The 15740-nt window shown below is 71.1% G+C and carries 17 protein-coding genes; 9 read left to right on the top strand and 8 right to left on the bottom strand.

The genetic code is table 11. The annotated features are described in order from the left end of the window. Positions 1 to 93 precede the first annotated feature (93 nt). Positions 94 to 1083, top strand: coding sequence for a GTP 3',8-cyclase MoaA (gene moaA, locus ACWD3E_RS06815; RefSeq protein ID WP_451386433.1), 990 nt, complete (start codon positions 94 to 96; stop codon positions 1081 to 1083). Between the two features lie 2 nt (positions 1084 to 1085). Here the strand turns inward: moaA and ACWD3E_RS06820 are convergent, their stop codons facing one another. Continuing rightward, positions 1086 to 1298 (bottom strand): hypothetical protein, encoded by a 213-nt coding sequence (locus ACWD3E_RS06820; RefSeq protein WP_451386434.1) that lies wholly within the window; start codon positions 1296 to 1298, stop codon positions 1086 to 1088. A gap of 196 nt (positions 1299 to 1494) precedes the next feature. Beyond that, a complete protein-coding gene (locus ACWD3E_RS06825; protein WP_451386435.1) occupies positions 1495 to 1884 on the bottom strand; it encodes a DUF3099 domain-containing protein in 390 nt (129 codons plus the stop codon). Between the two features lie 245 nt (positions 1885 to 2129). Between ACWD3E_RS06825 and ACWD3E_RS06830 the strand changes: the two genes are divergently transcribed. Beyond that, positions 2130 to 2408: a GlsB/YeaQ/YmgE family stress response membrane protein gene (locus ACWD3E_RS06830; protein ID WP_451386436.1), complete on the top strand. Its 279-nt coding sequence runs from the start codon at positions 2130 to 2132 to the stop codon at positions 2406 to 2408. 76 nt (positions 2409 to 2484) lie between these two features. On the opposite strand, the gene tyrS is transcribed toward ACWD3E_RS06830, so the two are convergent. Genes tyrS through ACWD3E_RS06845 form a run of 3 tightly spaced genes read right to left on the bottom strand, consistent with a single transcriptional unit; the run spans position 2485 to position 6733 of the window. After that, positions 2485 to 3753, bottom strand: coding sequence for a tyrosine--tRNA ligase (gene tyrS / locus ACWD3E_RS06835; RefSeq protein ID WP_451386437.1), 1269 nt, complete (start codon positions 3751 to 3753; stop codon positions 2485 to 2487). A gap of 56 nt (positions 3754 to 3809) precedes the next feature. Beyond that, the gene (locus ACWD3E_RS06840; protein WP_451386438.1) at positions 3810 to 5213 is read right to left on the bottom strand and encodes a metallopeptidase TldD-related protein; all 1404 of its coding nucleotides are present in this window, start codon (positions 5211 to 5213) and stop codon (positions 3810 to 3812) included. Beyond that, positions 5210 to 6733: a TldD/PmbA family protein gene (locus tag ACWD3E_RS06845; protein ID WP_451386439.1), complete on the bottom strand. Its 1524-nt coding sequence runs from the start codon at positions 6731 to 6733 to the stop codon at positions 5210 to 5212. Before ACWD3E_RS06845 ends, ACWD3E_RS06840 begins: the two co-directional genes overlap by 4 nt. Before the next feature lie 259 nt (positions 6734 to 6992). On the opposite strand from ACWD3E_RS06845, the gene fabG reads away from it, so the two are divergent. The 3 genes from fabG (at position 6993) to ACWD3E_RS06860 (ending at position 9015) form a co-directional block, all read left to right on the top strand. Then, complete coding sequence (gene fabG / locus ACWD3E_RS06850) at positions 6993 to 7697, top strand: 3-oxoacyl-[acyl-carrier-protein] reductase (RefSeq protein ID WP_451386440.1); 705 nt, start codon at positions 6993 to 6995, stop codon at positions 7695 to 7697. Between the two features lie 5 nt (positions 7698 to 7702). Then, positions 7703 to 8470: an enoyl-ACP reductase FabI gene (gene fabI, locus ACWD3E_RS06855; RefSeq protein ID WP_451386441.1), complete on the top strand. Its 768-nt coding sequence runs from the start codon at positions 7703 to 7705 to the stop codon at positions 8468 to 8470. Positions 8471 to 8664: 194 nt separating this feature from the next. Further along, positions 8665 to 9015 carry a hypothetical protein gene (locus ACWD3E_RS06860; protein ID WP_451386442.1) on the top strand — a complete coding sequence of 117 codons (351 nt, stop codon included), beginning with the start codon at positions 8665 to 8667 and terminating at the stop codon, positions 9013 to 9015. Here the strand turns inward: ACWD3E_RS06860 and ACWD3E_RS06865 are convergent. After that, entirely contained in the window at positions 8993 to 9685 is a 693-nt protein-coding gene (locus ACWD3E_RS06865) for a FadR/GntR family transcriptional regulator (RefSeq protein WP_451386443.1), read from the bottom strand. The two genes, ACWD3E_RS06860 and ACWD3E_RS06865, sit on opposite strands and share 23 nt — an antisense overlap. Before the next feature lie 82 nt (positions 9686 to 9767). Between ACWD3E_RS06865 and ACWD3E_RS06870 the strand changes: the two genes are divergently transcribed. From ACWD3E_RS06870 to ACWD3E_RS06885, 4 genes are all read left to right on the top strand, one after another. After that, the gene (locus ACWD3E_RS06870; RefSeq protein ID WP_451386444.1) at positions 9768 to 11048 is read left to right on the top strand and encodes a CynX/NimT family MFS transporter; all 1281 of its coding nucleotides are present in this window, start codon (positions 9768 to 9770) and stop codon (positions 11046 to 11048) included. A 52-nt stretch (positions 11049 to 11100) separates the two neighbouring features. Beyond that, positions 11101 to 11217 (top strand): SGM_5486 family transporter-associated protein, encoded by a 117-nt coding sequence (locus ACWD3E_RS06875; protein WP_451355555.1) that lies wholly within the window; start codon positions 11101 to 11103, stop codon positions 11215 to 11217. A 242-nt stretch (positions 11218 to 11459) separates the two neighbouring features. Beyond that, positions 11460 to 11666, top strand: a complete 207-nt coding sequence (locus ACWD3E_RS06880) for a hypothetical protein (protein ID WP_451386445.1) — start codon at positions 11460 to 11462, stop codon at positions 11664 to 11666. Positions 11667 to 11743: 77 nt separating this feature from the next. After that, entirely contained in the window at positions 11744 to 12262 is a 519-nt protein-coding gene (locus tag ACWD3E_RS06885; protein ID WP_451386446.1) for a SixA phosphatase family protein, read from the top strand. 74 nt (positions 12263 to 12336) lie between these two features. Here the strand turns inward: ACWD3E_RS06885 and serB are convergent, their stop codons facing one another. Then, on the bottom strand, positions 12337 to 13557 hold the full coding sequence (gene serB / locus ACWD3E_RS06890; RefSeq protein WP_451386447.1) for a phosphoserine phosphatase SerB: 1221 nt from the start codon (positions 13555 to 13557) through the stop codon (positions 12337 to 12339). 224 nt (positions 13558 to 13781) lie between these two features. Further along, entirely contained in the window at positions 13782 to 15503 is a 1722-nt protein-coding gene (locus ACWD3E_RS06895) for a streptophobe family protein (protein ID WP_451386448.1), read from the bottom strand. Positions 15504 to 15740 lie beyond the last annotated feature (237 nt).

Here is a 15740-nt window from a genome sequence, read left to right on the forward strand (position 1 = left end):
GGCAGCTGTCGTTGTCAGTGGTCTCACGTAGGCTCGCAGGTGACGGAACTGGTGACGGAATACGAATGGTCCGGAACGAGGGAGGGGGCCCACGTGCTCATCGACACCTACGGCCGCGTGGCCACCGACCTGAGGGTCTCGCTCACGGACCGCTGCAACCTGCGCTGCACCTACTGCATGCCCGAGGAGGGCCTGCAGTGGCTGGCCAAGCCCGACCTGCTCACGGACGACGAGATCGTCCGGCTCGTCGACATAGCGGTGCGGCTGCTAGGTGTCGAGGAGGTCCGCTTCACCGGCGGCGAGCCCCTGCTCCGCCCCGGCCTGGTCGGCATCGTCGAGCGCGTCGCGGCCCTCACCCCGCGCCCCCAGACGTCCCTCACCACCAACGGCATCGGCCTCAAGCGCACCGCGACCGCCCTGAAGACGGCGGGCCTGGACCGGGTCAACGTCTCCCTCGACACCCTCCGCGCGGACGTCTTCAAGACCCTCACCCGCCGCGACCGCCACAAGGACGTCCTCGAAGGCCTCCAGGCCGCCCGCGACGCGGGCCTCACTCCCGTCAAGGTCAACTCGGTCCTGATGCCGGGACTGAACGACGACGAGGCCCCCGACCTGCTGGCCTGGGCCGTGGAGCACGACTACGAACTGCGGTTCATCGAGCAGATGCCTCTGGACGCCCAGCACGGCTGGAAGCGCGAGGGCATGGTCACCGCCGGGGACATCCTGGCCTCCCTGCGCACCCGCTTCGACCTCACCCCCGAGGGCTCCGAGGAGCGCGGCTCGGCCCCCGCCGAACGCTGGCTGGTCGACGGCGGACCGCACCGGGTCGGCGTGATCGCCTCCGTCACCCGCCCGTTCTGCTCGGCCTGCGATCGCACCCGCCTGACCGCTGACGGTCAGATACGCACGTGCCTGTTCGCCACCGAGGAGACCGACCTGCGCGCCGCCCTGCGCTCCGGCGCACCCGACGAGGAGATCGCCCGCATCTGGCGCCTGGCGATGTGGGGCAAGAAGGCGGGCGCGGGCCTGGACGACCCGTCGTTCGTCCAGCCGGACCGCCCGATGTCGGCGATCGGCGGCTGAAACTACTCCCCGTCCTCCCACTCCTTCAGCAGGACAACGTCCTTCAGGAACCCGCGAATCCCGAGGAACTGCGAAAGATGCTCGCGGTGCTCCTCGCAGGCGAGCCACGTCTTGCGGCGCTCCGGAGTGTGGATCTTCGGGTTGTTCCAGGCCAGCACCCACACGGCCGCGGCATGGCAGCCCTTGGCGGAGCAGAGGGGGGTCTCGTCACTCACAGGTTCGTCTCACAGAACAGGCGCCGGAGCGGGCGCAAACAAGGCGACGCCGAGCAGCCACGGGGGGAGCTGCCCGGCGTCGGTCCGTCGCTCCGACGGGGGATGCGGAGCGCGTACGCAGTATGTCACGGGTAACCCATCGCCCGGCACCGGAACTACACGATTGATCTGAGCTTTTCTTGAGCTTGACAAGGGGTCACGAATCGGTGTCCCCACTCATTTCCGCGGTGGGCTCCGCCGGACCTTCCTGCGCCACGGACTCCGCCCACGTCTCCTGCGCCCGCGGCGGCGCGATCATCGGGCGCACCGGCGCCGGGACGAACGTCGACGGCAGGTTCGGCGGCCGTTCCCGGCCCGCGTTGGCGATCACCACGGCGACGTAGGGGAGCAGCGCACCGGCCACCAGGGCCACGATCGCGACGTACCGTTCGACGTTCCACAGCGTTGCCGCGAGGACCACGGAGATGGTGCGGATCATCATCGAGATGACATAGCGCCGCTGGCGGCCCCGTACGTCCTCGGCGAGCCCCGTCCTGGCTCCGGTGATCCGGAAAACCTGAACGTTGTCGCGCCGCTTCCGCTTCACATTCCACCATCCGCCCGCATCGGACTCGCCCCCGGCCCGAACCGCCGTCCACGCCCGGCCGGGAACCGGGCCAGGACACGTCTCACATTACGCCGCGCGTGACCGGCCCACGAGACCGGGTCCGGCCTCCTGGCTGCGCGAACGCCCTCCACCGTGACGCGTACGAGGGATCCCGACATGCGCCGAACGGCGCAGCGGCCGAGACTGACGGTAATGCTCACGTCGAGCCGGACGAGGAGGCAGCCATGGGCTGGTTGTGGGCGATCATCGTCGGATTCGTGCTGGGCCTCATCGCGAAGGCGATCATCCCGGGCAAGCAGCACAGCCCCCTTTGGCTGACCACCATCTGCGGCATGCTCGGCGCCGCGGCCGGCAACGCGATCGCCCGCGCCTTCGGCGTCGCGGCGACCCCCGGCATCGACTGGAGCCGGCACGCCTTCCAGGTCGTCGCCGCGGTCATCATCGTCTTCGCGGTCGACATGCTCTACGTGGCGACGCTGGGCAGGAAGAAACAGCAGGCCTAGCCGGACAGCCGTACGCCTGAGGGCGGCCCCCCTCGTGGGGAGCCGCCCTCAAGCGTGTCTCAGGCGTTTCTCGGTCTCAGGCGGACGTGACCTCGACCGCCGCCAGGTTCTTCTTCCCGCGCCGCAGCACGAGCCACCGCCCGTGCAGCAGATCCGCCTCGGCGGGCACCGCGTCCTCGGCGGTGACCTTCACGTTGTTCACGTAGGCCCCGCCCTCCTTCACGGTCCGCCGCGCCGCAGACTTGCTGGCCACCAGGCCGACCTCGGCGAACAGGTCCACCACCTGGCCCAGCTCGGTGACCTTGACGTGCGGCAGCTCGGACAGCGCCGCGGCCAGCGTCCGGTCGTCGAGGTCCGCCAGCTCGCCCTGGCCGAACAGCGCCTTGGACGCGGCGATCACGGCGGCCGTCTGCTCGGCGCCGTGCACCAGCGTCGTCAGCTCCTCGGCCAGCGCGCGCTGCGCGGCACGGGCCTGGGGGCGCTCCTCGGTCTGCTTCTCCAGCTCCTCCAGCTCCTCGCGGGACTTGAAGGACAGGATGCGCAGGTAGCGCGAGATGTCCCGGTCGTCCACGTTCAGCCAGAACTGGTAGAACGCGTACGGCGTCGTCATCTCCGGGTCGAGCCAGACGGCGCCGCCCTCGGTCTTGCCGAACTTGGTGCCGTCCGCCTTGGTCATCAGCGGCGTCGCCAGCGCGTGCACGCTCGCGTGCGGCTCCAGCCGGTGGATCAGGTCCAGACCCGCCGTGAGGTTGCCCCACTGGTCGCTGCCGCCCTGCTGGAGCGTGCAGCCGTACCGCCGGTAGAGCTGGAGGAAGTCCATGCCCTGCAGGATCTGGTAGCTGAACTCCGTGTAGCTGATGCCCTGGTCGGACTCCAGACGCCGGGCCACGGAGTCCTTGGTCAGCATCTTGTTGACGCGGAAGTGCTTGCCGATGTCCCGCAGGAACTCGATCGCGGACAGGCCCTCGGTCCAGTCGAGGTTGTTGACCATCACGGCCGCGTTCTCGCCCTCGAAGGACAGGAACGGCTCGATCTGGGCGCGCAGCTTGCCCACCCAGCCGGCCACCGTCTCCGGGTCGTTCAGCGTGCGCTCCGCGGTCGGGCGCGGGTCACCGATCAGGCCCGTCGCGCCGCCGACCAGCGCCAGCGGCCGGTGCCCGGCCTGCTGGAGCCGGCGCACGGTCAGGACCTGCACCAGGTGCCCCACGTGCAGCGAGGGCGCCGTCGGGTCGAAGCCGCAATAGAACGTGACGGGACCGTCCGCGAGCGCCTTGCGCAAAGCGTCCTCGTCGGTGGACAGGGCGAACAGCCCACGCCACTTCAGCTCGTCGACGATGTCCGTCACGGTTCTCGTGTCTCCTCGATGATTTCTGGGCAGTCGGGTGACAGCCGACTACGAGGTTATACGCCCTGGCTGACAGAGCTCATATTGAAATCGGGGATGCGCAGCGGGGGCATCGCGGCCCGGGTGAACCAGTCGCACCACTCACGCGGCAGCGTCTTCTCCGTACGCCCGGCCTCCGCGGCCCGCCCCAGCAGGTCGACCGGCGACTCGTTGAACCGGAAGTTGTTCACCTGACCGGTCACCTCGCCGTTCTCCACGAGGTAGACGCCGTCCCGGGTCAGGCCCGTGAGCAGCAGGGTCGCCGGGTCGACCTCGCGGATGTACCACAGGCAGGTCAGCAGCAGCCCGCGCTCGGTGGCCGCGACCATCTCCGAAAGGGAGCGGTCCTCGCCTCCGTCCAGGATCAGGTTCCCTCCCGCCGGGGCCACCGGCAGGCCGGTCAGACCCGCGCTGTGCCGGGTGGTCGTCAGGTGCTTCAGCTCGCCCTGGCCGATCCACTCGGTGGGGTGCACCGGCAGCCCGTTGTCGAACACCGACTGGTCGCCGCCCGAGGAGTGCGCGACCACGAACGGCGCGGACTCCAGACCGGGCTCGTTCGGGTCGCTGCGCAGCGTCAGCGGCAGCTCGGAGAGCTTCTCGCCCATGCGCGTGCCGCCGCCCGGCTTGGAGAACACCGTCCGGCCCTCGGCCGCGTCCCGGCCCGACGCCGACCACAGCTGGTAGATCAGCAGGTCCGCCACGGCCGTGGGCGGCAGCAGCGTCTCGTACCGGCCCGCCGGCAGCTCCACGCGCCGCTCGGCCCAGCCCAGGCGTACGGCCAGCTCCGCGTCCAGCGCGCCCGGGTCGACGTCCTTGAAGTCCCGCGTGGACTGGCCGGCCCAGGCCGAGCGGATACGGTCCGGGGACTTGGCGTTCAGCTCCAGCGTGCCCGTCGGCTGGTCGTGCCGCAGGCGCAGCCCCGTGGACGTACCCATATACGTGGACACGAGCTCGTGGTTGGCGAAGCCGTACAGCTCCCGGCCGCCCGCACGCGCGCGTGCGAAGGCCTCGCCGAGCGCCGGGGCGAAGTCGGCGAACACGGCGGAGGAGGTCTCGGCCGGTGCCTCGGTGAAGTCCGGTGACTGCGGCACGCCGGTGACCAGCGGCTGCGCGTCCTCGGCGGGGCCGGCCGCGCGCGCGGCGGCCTCGGCGGCGCGGACCAGGGGTTCCAGCTCGTCGGCGGTGACGGCCGACCGGGACACGACCCCGGACGCCGTGCCCTCCTTGCCGTCGACGGTGGCGATGACGGTGAGCGTGCGCCCGCGCGTGACGCCGTTCGTCGTCAGCGCGTTGCCCGCCCAGCGCAGGTTGGCGGTCGAGTGCTCGTCGGCGATCACGACACAGCCGTCGGCCCGGGACAGCGCGAGAGCCTGCTCGACGACCTCGTGCGGCTTGTTCGCCTTATTGGTGGGCGCGCTCATCGACCGGCCTCCTGCGTGGTGTTCAGAATGTTGACGCTCTTGAAGAGGGCGGAGGGGCACCCGTGGGACACGGCGGCAATCTGTCCGGGCTGGGCCTTGCCGCAGTTGAAGGCACCACCGAGGACATAGGTCTGCGGTCCGCCCACGGCTGCCATCGACCCCCAGAAGTCGGTCGTCGTCGCCTGGTAGGCGACGTCCTTCAGCTGCCCGGTGATCCGCCCGTTCTCGATCTTGAAGAAGCGCTGTCCCGTGAACTGGAAGTTGTAGCGCTGCATGTCGATCGACCAGGACCGGTCGCCGACGACGTAGATGCCCCGGTCGACGCCCCCGATCAGGTCCTCCGTGGACAGCCCGGCCGGGTCCGGCTGGAGCGAGACGTTCGCCATGCGCTGCACCGGCACATGGGCGGGGGAGTCGGCGTACGCGCACCCGTTGGACCGGTCGAAGCCGGTCAGCTTCGCGATCCTGCGGTCCAGCTGGTAGCCGACCAGCGTGCCGTCCTTCACCAGGTCCCAGGACTGCGCCTCGACACCCTCGTCGTCGTACCCGATGGTCGCGAGGCCGTGCTCGGCGGTGCGGTCACCGGTGACGTTCATCAGCTCGGAGCCGTACTTCAGCTTGCCCAGCTGGTCGAAGGTGGCGAAGGAGGTGCCGGCGTAGGCGGCCTCGTAGCCGAGGGCGCGGTCCAGCTCGGTGGCGTGGCCGATGGACTCGTGGATGGTCAGCCACAGGTTGGACGGGTCGACCACCAGGTCGTACAGACCGGGCTCCACGCTCGGCGCGCGCATCTTCTCGGCGAGCAGCTCCGGGATCCGCTCCAGCTCGGCGTCCCAGTCCCAGCCGGTGCCCGTCAGGTACTCCCAGCCGCGGCCGGCCGGCGGCGCGATGGTCCGCATGGAGTCGAACTCGCCGCTCGACTCGTCCACGGACACGGCGGTCAGCTCGGGGTGCAGCCGCACCCGCTGCTGGGTCGTCACGGTCCCGGCGGTGTCGGCGTAGAACTTGTTCTCGTGCACGGTGAGCAGCGAGGCGTCCACGTGGCTCACGCCCTGCGCGGCCAGCAGCCGCGTGCTCCACTCCGCCAGCAGCGCGGCCTTCTCCTCGTCGGGCACCGTGAAGGGGTCGATCTCGTACGACGAGATCCACGTCTTCTCGGCGTGCACCGGTTCGGCGGCCAGCTCCACCCGCTCCTCCGACCCGGCGGCCTTGATCACCTGGGCGGAGAGCTTGGCCATCGCCACGGCCTGCGAGGCGACCTTGGCGGCGGCGTCCAGGGTCAGATCCACCCCGGACGCGAAGCCCCACGTACCGCCGTGCACCACCCGGACCGCGTACCCGAGGTCGGTGGTGTCGGACGATCCGGCGGGTTTGGCGTCCCTGAACCGCCAGGACGCGCTGCGCACCCGCTCGAACCGGAAGTCCGCGTGCTCGGCCCCCAGCGCCCGCGCGCGGGCGAGCGCGGCGTCGGCCAGGGCCCTTAGCGGCAGCGCCGTGAAGGCTTCGTCGATGGAATGAGGCACCGAGGTCTCCCTGCTGTCGTGGCCTGTCGGGTCCGATCATGTCGCGGGAGCGGCCCGGCGGACCACAGGTTTCGCCCTGGTACCGGCGCTTTCTGTAGGGATCCGACAGTGACGGCTGCGAGCCACTGTCGGTGCCCGCTTGCCCGAGAGCGTGCCGCTACCGATAGGTTTTCGATGAAGCCGCCTGTACTGAAGTGGTGAAGATGCTGCTCGGACGGGTTGTCGGACATCTGCAGACCGCTATCGAAAGGGTGATCCGTTGAGCCGCTCGGTTCTCGTCACCGGAGGCAACCGGGGCATCGGCCTCGCCATCGCCCGCGCTTTCGCCGACGCCGGCGACAAGGTCGCGATCACGTACCGCTCGGGTGAGCCGCCGGAGGGCTTCCTCGCCGTCAAGTGCGACATCACCGACCCGGAACAGGTGGAGCAGGCCTACAAGGAGATCGAGGACCAGCACGGTCCGGTCGAGGTCCTGATCGCCAACGCCGGCGTCACCAAGGACCAGCTCCTGATCCGCATGTCCGAGGAAGACTTCACCTCGGTCATCGACACGAACCTCACCGGCACCTTCCGCGTGGTCAAGCGTGCCAACCGCGGCATGCTGCGGGCCAAGAAGGGCCGTGTCGTACTGATCTCCTCCGTCGTCGGCCTGCTCGGCTCGGCGGGGCAGGCGAACTACGCCGCCTCCAAGGCCGCCCTTGTCGGCTTCGCGCGCTCTCTCGCCCGTGAGCTGGGCTCGCGCAACATCACCTTCAACGTCGTCGCGCCCGGCTTCGTCGACACCGACATGACGCGCGCGCTCTCCGATGAGCAGCGCGAGGGCATCATGTCGCAGGTGCCGCTCGGCCGTTACGCGCAGCCGGAGGAGATCGCCGCGACGGTGCGGTTCCTCGCCTCGGACGACGCCTCGTACATCACTGGAGCCGTCATCCCCGTTGACGGCGGACTGGGAATGGGTCACTGATCACCATGAGCGGAATCCTCGAGGGCAAGCGCATCCTGATCACGGGTGTGCTGACGGAGGCGTCCATCGCCTTCCACACGGCCAAGCTGGCCCAGGAGCAGGGCGCCGAGATCATCCTGACCGCGTTCCCGCGGCCCACGCTGACCGAGCGCATCGCCAAGAAGCTGCCGAAGCCCACCAAGGTCATCGAGCTGGACGTCACCAACGACGAGCACCTCGCCCGCCTGGCCGACCTCGTCGGCGAGGAGCTGGGCGGCCTCGACGGCGTCGTCCACTCCATCGGCTTCGCCCCGCAGGACGCGCTCGGCGGCAACTTCCTGAACACGCCGTTCGAGTCGGTCGCCACCGCCATGCACGTCTCGGCGTACTCCCTGAAGTCGCTCACCATGGCCTGTCTGCCGCTGATGCAGAACGGCGGCTCGGTCGTCGGCCTGACCTTCGACGCGCAGTTCGCCTGGCCGCAGTACGACTGGATGGGCCCGGCCAAGGCCGCCCTGGAGGCGACCAACCGCTACATGGCGCGCGACCTGGGCAAGCAGAACATCCGCTGCAACCTGGTCTCGGCGGGCCCCCTCGGCTCCATGGCCGCCAAGTCCATCCCGGGCTTCAGCGAGCTGGCCTCCGTGTGGGACTCCCGCTCCCCGCTGGAGTGGGACCTGAAGGACCCGGAGCCGGCCGGCCGGGGCATCGTCGCCCTGCTGAGCGACTGGTTCCCGAAGACCACCGGCGAGATCATCCACGTCGACGGCGGTCTGCACGCCATCGGCGCCTGATCGCTGCCGCCGAGGCTCGACCGACGGACGAGGCCCGCACCCCTCAGGGTGCGGGCCTCGTCCCGTGAAGCGGGCAGAAGGGTGAGTCACCCGTTCGGCGTACTCGGCCGGGCGGCGCCGCAGTCCAACGGCGCACTCTGGATGAAGCGTTCCATCCGCGCATCCCTCCGCAGCTCGGCCCAGGAGGTCCCCTTGTGCGCCTGTCCCGCAGCCTGGCCTCGGTGACCGTGGCCGTGGCCCTCGTGCTGACCCTGCCGTACGACGCGCTGCCCCACGCGCGCGTGAGCGGCGGCAAGCCGCCCGCGCCCGGCCTCTTCGGCGCCGCCTGCCGTACCTCCGTCCGCGGCTCCCACGTGGTGGCCTACTGTCATAACCCCTATGTCGACACCGATCGCGTGCGCCTGCACATAGAGTGCGCCCGCTGGTGGGACATCGACACCGACAGCGCGCCCGTCGACGCCGGGCCCGCCATGACCGTACGGCTGACCGGGCGGTGCTGGCAGGAGGTCCGCTCGGCGTGGGTCAGTCACCAGAAGAAGCGCTGAACCGGTCCGGACGGCACAGGAACGGATAGCTCGCGGCCTCCAGGGCGGCGCCCTCCGCGTCCCCCGCGCGGATCGCGTCCAGCAGCCGGGTGTGGTCCATGTGCGTGCCCGGCGTCAGCTCCGCGCCGACGTCCGCGCGCAGCCAGTCCCGCAGCACCTCGCCCAGGTCGGCGTACATAGCCGTCATCACGTCGTTGTGGGAGGCGGCCACCACGCCCAGGTGGAAGGTCGCGTCGGCCGCCACGAAGGCCTCCGCGTCACCGCTCTCCCAGGCCTCCTCGCGCCGCCGCAGCAGCGCATCAAGCTGTTTGAGGTCCTTCTCGGTACGCCGCTCGGCGGCCAGCTTCGCCGCCGCCGACTCCAGCGTGGAACGCAGCTCGGCGATGTGCCGCGGGTCGGCGTCGGCGAACCGGCGGTGCATCACGCCGGCCAGCTCGCTCGTCGCGACCACGTAGGTGCCTGAGCCCTGCCGGATGTCCAGCAGGCCGTTGTGCGCGAGCGCGCGGACCGCCTCGCGGACGGTGTTGCGGGCGACGCCGAGCTGCTCGACCAGCTCCGGCTCGGTCGGGATCCGCGAGCCGACCGGCCACTCACCGGAGGCGATCTGATTGCGCAGCTCCGCGATGACCTGTTCGGACAGCGCCGAACGACGCGGGTGGCTCAGGGGCATGGCACGCCTTCGCACGACAGTCCCGGGCGGGCACAGCCCGGGGATGGACAACCAATCATCCTATGATTCTATGATGGGTCCCATGGCTAGTGAGGAAACCAGGACGAAGGAAATCCGGACCGTGGCAACCCGGACGGCGGAGCCCGGGGCGGCGGCCCCCACGCGCGCGTGGGCGTCCCGTCTGGTCGTCGTCGGCATCGTGCTCACCGCGCTGAACCTGCGTCCTGCCATCACCAGCCTCGGCGCGCTCCTCGAAGAGGTCCGCGACGGGCTCGGCATGAGCGGCAGCGTGGCCGGACTGCTCACCTCCGTGCCCCCGCTCTGCTTCGCCGTCTTCGGCGCCACCGCCCCCCGCCTGGCCCGCCGCTTCGGCCCGGCCACCGTGGTGTGCGCCGGCATGGTCGCCATCGCCACGGGCCTGCTGATCCGGCCCTACGCCGGCAACGCGGCCGGATTCCTCGGCGCCACCGCGCTCGCGCTGATGGGCATCGCCGTCAGCAACGTGCTGATGCCGGTCATCGTCAAGCGCTGGTTCCCGGACCGGGTCGGCTCCATGACCGGCCTGTACTCGATGGCCCTCGCCGCCGGCACCTCCCTGGCCGCCGCGGCCACCGTGCCCATGACGGACGCGATGGGCGGCAGCTGGCAGTCCGGACTCGCCGTGTGGGCCGCGCTCGCGCTGGCCGCCGTACTGCCGTGGCTGCCGCTCGTACGGGACCGGGGCGCGGCCCCCGCCCAGGAGCCGGTGCGCGCGGAGCAGGACCGGCCCGCCCCGCTGCGCCTCACCCGCAGCCGCACCGCCTGGGCACTCGCCCTCTTCTTCGGCCTCCAGGCCACCGGCGCCTACGTCACGATGGGCTGGATGGCGCAGATCTTCCGGGACGCCGGCGTCCCGGCGGGTACGGCCGGACTGCTGCTCGCGGCCACCATGGTGATGGGCGTGCCGCTGGCCTTCGTCATCCCGCGCCTCGCCACCCGGCTGCCCCACCAGGGCCCGATCGCGCTGGCTCTGGGTCTCTGCGGCCTCTCCGGATACGCCGGTCTGTACTTCGCGCCGGTCGGCGGCGCCTGGGCCTGGGCCCTGCTGCTCGGCGTCTCCAACTGCGCCTTCCCGCTGGCCCTGACGATGGTCGGCATGCGGGCCAGCAGCGGGGCGGGCGTGGTCCAGCTGTCCGCGTTCGCGCAGAGCACCGGCTACCTGATCTCCATCCCGGGCCCGCTGCTGGTGGGCGTGCTCTATCAGCACAGCGGCGGCTGGGGGCTGCCGATCGCCCTCATGGCGGGGCTGATGCTGCCGCAGATGGCGGTGGGCTTCCTGGCCGGCCGGAACCGCACGGTGGAGGACGAGGCGGCGGCACGCTGACCGCCGGACCCCGGGGGAGTGGGCGCGGGCGAAGGGTGCGAGACTGGGCGGCATGCCCGTGCTCGACCCGAACCCGCAGAACAGCCAGAAGAAGATGCTGCTCGTCTTCGGCGCGTTCTTTGCCATCTTCGTGATCATCGCCGTCATCGCGACGATCGCGGCCCCGTGATCTCGTGACCCCGTGCCTCCCCGGTCCCGCGACTCGGTGACTTCGTGACCCGGTGACTTCGTGACCCGGTCGGCCGGACCTCCGGCGGCGGATGGTGGGGATAACTCCACCATCCCCTAGGGGGTGAGGGTCAGGGTCAAGTGGGTGGATGCCCGGATGGGTTGGCGGCCCCGGATTCCGTAGCTTCGAATGGTGACCGCGCCAGGCGGCCACGGACCATTCGAAGAGCCACGGAGGCGATCATGCCGGCCCGCACCCACTCCCGCCCCCATCCGGCGACCACGGGCGGCGTCGACATCCGGCTGCCCTGGTGGGCCCTGGCCCTGCCCGTGCTCGCCTTCGTCGCGCTGCTCGGGCTGATACTGAACCCGTCGGACGCCCACGCGGCGAGCGGCGATCCGGCGATCACCCACCTCGTCGAGCGCGCGCGGGAGCTGCTCGCGCGCTGAGAAAGTGCCTCGGCAGCGGTGAATCCGCATGTCAACTCCCTGCGCCGCATGGCCTGTTTCATGCGAAGCTGGGTCCCATGAGCGCCGCAGAACCTCGCACGATCGTCCTCCTCCGGCATGCGAAAGCCGACTGGCCCCAGGTGACCGACCATGACCGCCCGCTCGCCGAGCGTGGCCGGATGGACGCCGCGGTCGCCGGACGCAAGCTGGCCGACACCGGCATCACCTTCGACCTGGCTGTGTGCTCCACCGCGATCCGGACCCGCGAGACCTGGAAGCTCGCCGTCCACGAACTGGCTCACCGGCCGAAAACCGTCTACGAGGAGCGGGTCTACGAGGCCTCGCCCGGCGAGCTGATCGCCGTGCTCAACGAAGTCCCGGACGACGTGCGGAACGTGATCCTGATCGGCCACAACCCGGGCGTGCACGGCCTCGCCGAGATCCTGGCCGGAGCGGCCGAGGGCGACGCCCGCGAGCGGATGAACGGCCGCGGCTTCCCCGCTGCCGGCTTCGCGCTGCTGACCTACGACGGCCCCTGGAAGAGCCTGGAGCCCCACGTGGCCACGCTCGCGGACTACTGGGAGCCCTCCGACTGACCGCACGGACGGCAGGAGGGCCCGGTACCGCAATGGCGCCGGGCCCTCCTCGCAGCCGGGGTACGACCTCCGGCTCAGTCCTCGTGCATGTCCGCCGCCTCGACCTCTTCGCGGGTGATGCCCAGCAGGTAGAGGACCGTGTCCAGGAAGGGGAAGTTCACCGCCGTGTGCGCGGCCTCGCGGACCACCGGCTTGGCGTTGAAGGCGACGCCCAGACCGGCCGCGTTCAGCATGTCCAGGTCGTTGGCGCCGTCACCGATCGCCACCGTCTGCGACAGTGGCACCCCGGCCTCCGCGGCGAACCGGCGCAGCAGCCGGGCCTTGCCCGCCCGGTCCACGATCTCCCCGGTGACCCGGCCGGTCAGCTTCCCGTCGACGACCTCCAGTGTGTTGGCCTGGGCGAAGTCCAGCCCGAGCCGCTCCTTCAGGTCGTCCGTGACCTGCGTGAACCCACCGGAGACGACTCCCACCTGGTAGCCGAGCCGCTTCAGCGTGCGGATCAGGGTGCGCGCGCCCGGCGTCAGCTGCACCTCGGCGCGGACCTTGTCCACCACCGAGGCGTCCAGCCCTTTCAGCAGCGCCACGCGCGCGTGCAGCGACTGCTCGAAGTCCAGTTCCCCGCGCATCGCCGCCGCGGTCACCTCGGCGACCTCGTCCTCGCATCCGGCGTGCGCGGCGAACAGCTCGATGACCTCGTCCTGGATGAGGGTGGAGTCCACATCCATGACCACCAGCCGCTGGGCGCGCCGGTGAAGGCCCGCCGAGACGACCGCGATGTCGACACCCAGTGCCGCCGCGTCGGTCACCAGGGCCGTGCGCAGCGGCTCGGTCTCCACACCGGAGACGGCGAACTCCACCGCCGTCACGGGGTACTTGGCGAGCCGGAAGATACGGTCGATGTTGCCGCCGGCCTTGGCGATCCGGGCGGCGATGGCGGCCGTCGACTCGGCGGAGAGGGGGTGACCGAGGACGGTCACCAGGGAGCGCCCGTGACCGCGCGGACGGTTGTCGCCGTGCCCGGAGATGATCTCTGCCTGCATCTTCATCGACTCGGCCCAGCTGTGCACGGTGGCCCTGAGGTCGCCCTCGAGGCCGGCCGGGGGCTCGGTCACCAGGGCGCACAGCACCAGGCGGCCCCGGGTGACGACCTGCTCGATGTCGACCACGTCGACGAAGTAGGCGGCCAGGGTGTCGAAGAGGCCGGCCGTGATGCCCGGCCTGTCCTTGCCGAAGATCTTGACAAGGAGGGTGGGGACCTCAGAGGTCTGCGAAGCGGCGGTCTGCGAAGCGCTCATGGTGTCACCACCGTATCCGGCACCCAGTGCCTTGCGCCGGACAGGTCCGCCTGCCGGACACGGAACAATGAGTGTCGGTCCGGTGACACGGATCTTGCCACTGGGAGACTGCCCGGCTGGGCGCCCGACCGGGCGGCCTGCTTTAGGCACGAGGGTGCCACGCCACCTGCGCACGCTCCACCGCGGCGGCCGTCAAAGCTCCGCCGGATCGCCCCGGACCGGCCTCACCCCCGGTCCTGCGGCCCCTTCGGCCTCCTCGGCGAAGGCTGGGGTGGTAGGGGAGGCGGAAGCGGCGGGGGCGGCGGTGGCGGATAGATGGCGGAGCCGACAGGCCGGGTGATGGTGGGGGCGTCGTACAAGTCGTCACCGCCATTGTCACTGCCACTGCCACTGCCACTGCCACTGTCAGCGTCACCGTCACGAGGCGGCGGCTCGTCCCGCAGTTCCTCCGGTACCCGGAGATACGGATTCGTGGCGGGGTTCGGCGGCCGGTACGGCCTGCGGGGCGTGTACGGACCGGGACCGCCGTGTCCCTCCACTTCGCGCATCTGCCCCGGACCGGCGGCCCCGGCCCCCGAAGGCGCCGCCCCCGCCGACCGGGCGAGCAGCGCCCCCGTGGCCCCGGCCCCCGCGCCCCACGCCGCCCCCAGCAGCAGCGCCGTCGTGAGGTGGCCGTGCAGGGCGATGCCCGCGCCGAAGGCGTCGAAGCCGAGTACGGACAGCGAGGCGTCCACCGAGACGCCGGTCAGCCAGGCGAGCAGGGGCAGGGCGAGCGCGGTCGCGACGCCGAGCCGCAGCGCGCAGCGGCCGGCGAAGGCCGCCACGCCGCAGGACCCGGGGGCCGGGGGTGTCCGTACCGCTGTCAGTACTCCCGCCAGCACCATCATCAGCACCGCCGCCACCCCCAGCAGCCACACCCGCCCGTCCAGCCCGGCCAGCCGCCCCAGGGTCACGGACCGGCCGGAGTGCGCGTCCAGGAGCTGGTCCAGCGGATGGGGCAGCAGCGTGCTCAGGGCGCCGGTGGCCCTGCCGTCCCAGGGCACGTACAGGCCGAGCGGGACGCCGAGCCACACCCCGTTCGGGGCGCCGAGCAGCGCCGCGCCGGCGATCCGCCGGGGATGCTCGTCGCCGATCGCCGCGTACGCCGCCGCGGCGAGCCCCGCCGCCACGGCCGTCAGCAGCACCGTGACGAGCGCCGACACGGCCGGCCGTACCACCCGGTGCACGGGGTCCCAGCCGTGCGGCAGGGGAGTACGGCGGGAGGCGAGCAACGCGAGCAGCAGGACGCCGGCCGACCAGCCGAGCCCGCCGAGCACCGTGGGCGCGGTGTCGACGGTGAAGCCGACCGCCGCCCTGGCGTGGATCAGGTCGCCGATCCGGTCCGGCAGCAGCCCGCCCACGTCGCCGAGGCCGGGGAGGTGCAGGCCGCCGCCCTTGCCGCCCCCGCCGCCCGGCAGGCCGCCGAGGCCGAGCGAGCCGCCGTCGATCGTGATGACGTCGTGACCTGCCCAGGCCAGCCCGGCCGTCATCGCCACGAAGAGCGCGACCACTGCGCCCGCGCGCGCGAGGAGTTCGGCGGGTGCGACCACAACTCCGGCCGTGCGCAGGGACCGTAGGAAGAACCAGGACAACAGCAGGGCGCCGACCAGGCTCACGCCAAGTGGCGTGATTTCGACGGCGGTGTGCGCCTCGGCGCCTTTCAGTCCAAATGCGGACACGTCGCCCGACGGTGAGACCGAACCGCCCGCCCCCAGGGCCACAACCGCCGCTGTCATGGGGCCCAGTGAGCCCGTCGAATCGGCCCGCAGCAGATGCAGTCCGAGCGCGGCGGTGCCCGCCATACCGATCAATGCCCAACTCACCGCGGCGATCGCGGACAGCAGGACGTCCGTCCAAGGCAGTGTCGTACCGTGCCGTGCGGTTCCGACGCCTGTGGCAGCGCTCATGGCAGACCCCCCGATCCGTGGCGCGGCACCGGCCGCGCATGTCCCTCTCGCGGGGGATTACCACTCTCCGGCCGGGTTTCAACCCCGTAAACGGGGCGAGTTGGAGCGCGCGCGGGCGCTCTGTGCAAGGCCCGACTTTCAGTCAACGGGCAGAGCCTGAAATAGTTCCCCCCGATGTTCGACATCCCTAGACTCCCCAAGATGGGGGACAACTCGGGGGACAACTCAGTGGGGCAT

Source organism: Streptomyces sp. NPDC002676 (genome assembly GCF_053592455.1).

Coding starts and splice junctions, on each gene's coding strand:
- ACWD3E_RS06875 (WP_451355555.1), top strand. CDS start 11,101: ATGCCCGTGCTCGACCCGAACCCGCAGAACAGCCAGAAGAAGATGCTG.
- ACWD3E_RS06895 (WP_451386448.1), bottom strand. CDS start 15,503: ATGAGCGCTGCCACAGGCGTCGGAACCGCACGGCACGGTACGACACTG.
- ACWD3E_RS06880 (WP_451386445.1), top strand. CDS start 11,460: ATGCCGGCCCGCACCCACTCCCGCCCCCATCCGGCGACCACGGGCGGC.
- ACWD3E_RS06885 (WP_451386446.1), top strand. CDS start 11,744: ATGAGCGCCGCAGAACCTCGCACGATCGTCCTCCTCCGGCATGCGAAA.
- ACWD3E_RS06870 (WP_451386444.1), top strand. CDS start 9,768: ATGGCTAGTGAGGAAACCAGGACGAAGGAAATCCGGACCGTGGCAACC.
- serB (WP_451386447.1), bottom strand. CDS start 13,557: ATGAGCGCTTCGCAGACCGCCGCTTCGCAGACCTCTGAGGTCCCCACC.
- fabI (WP_451386441.1), top strand. CDS start 7,703: ATGAGCGGAATCCTCGAGGGCAAGCGCATCCTGATCACGGGTGTGCTG.
- ACWD3E_RS06830 (WP_451386436.1), top strand. CDS start 2,130: ATGGGCTGGTTGTGGGCGATCATCGTCGGATTCGTGCTGGGCCTCATC.
- ACWD3E_RS06865 (WP_451386443.1), bottom strand. CDS start 9,685: ATGCCCCTGAGCCACCCGCGTCGTTCGGCGCTGTCCGAACAGGTCATC.
- ACWD3E_RS06840 (WP_451386438.1), bottom strand. CDS start 5,213: ATGAGCGCGCCCACCAATAAGGCGAACAAGCCGCACGAGGTCGTCGAG.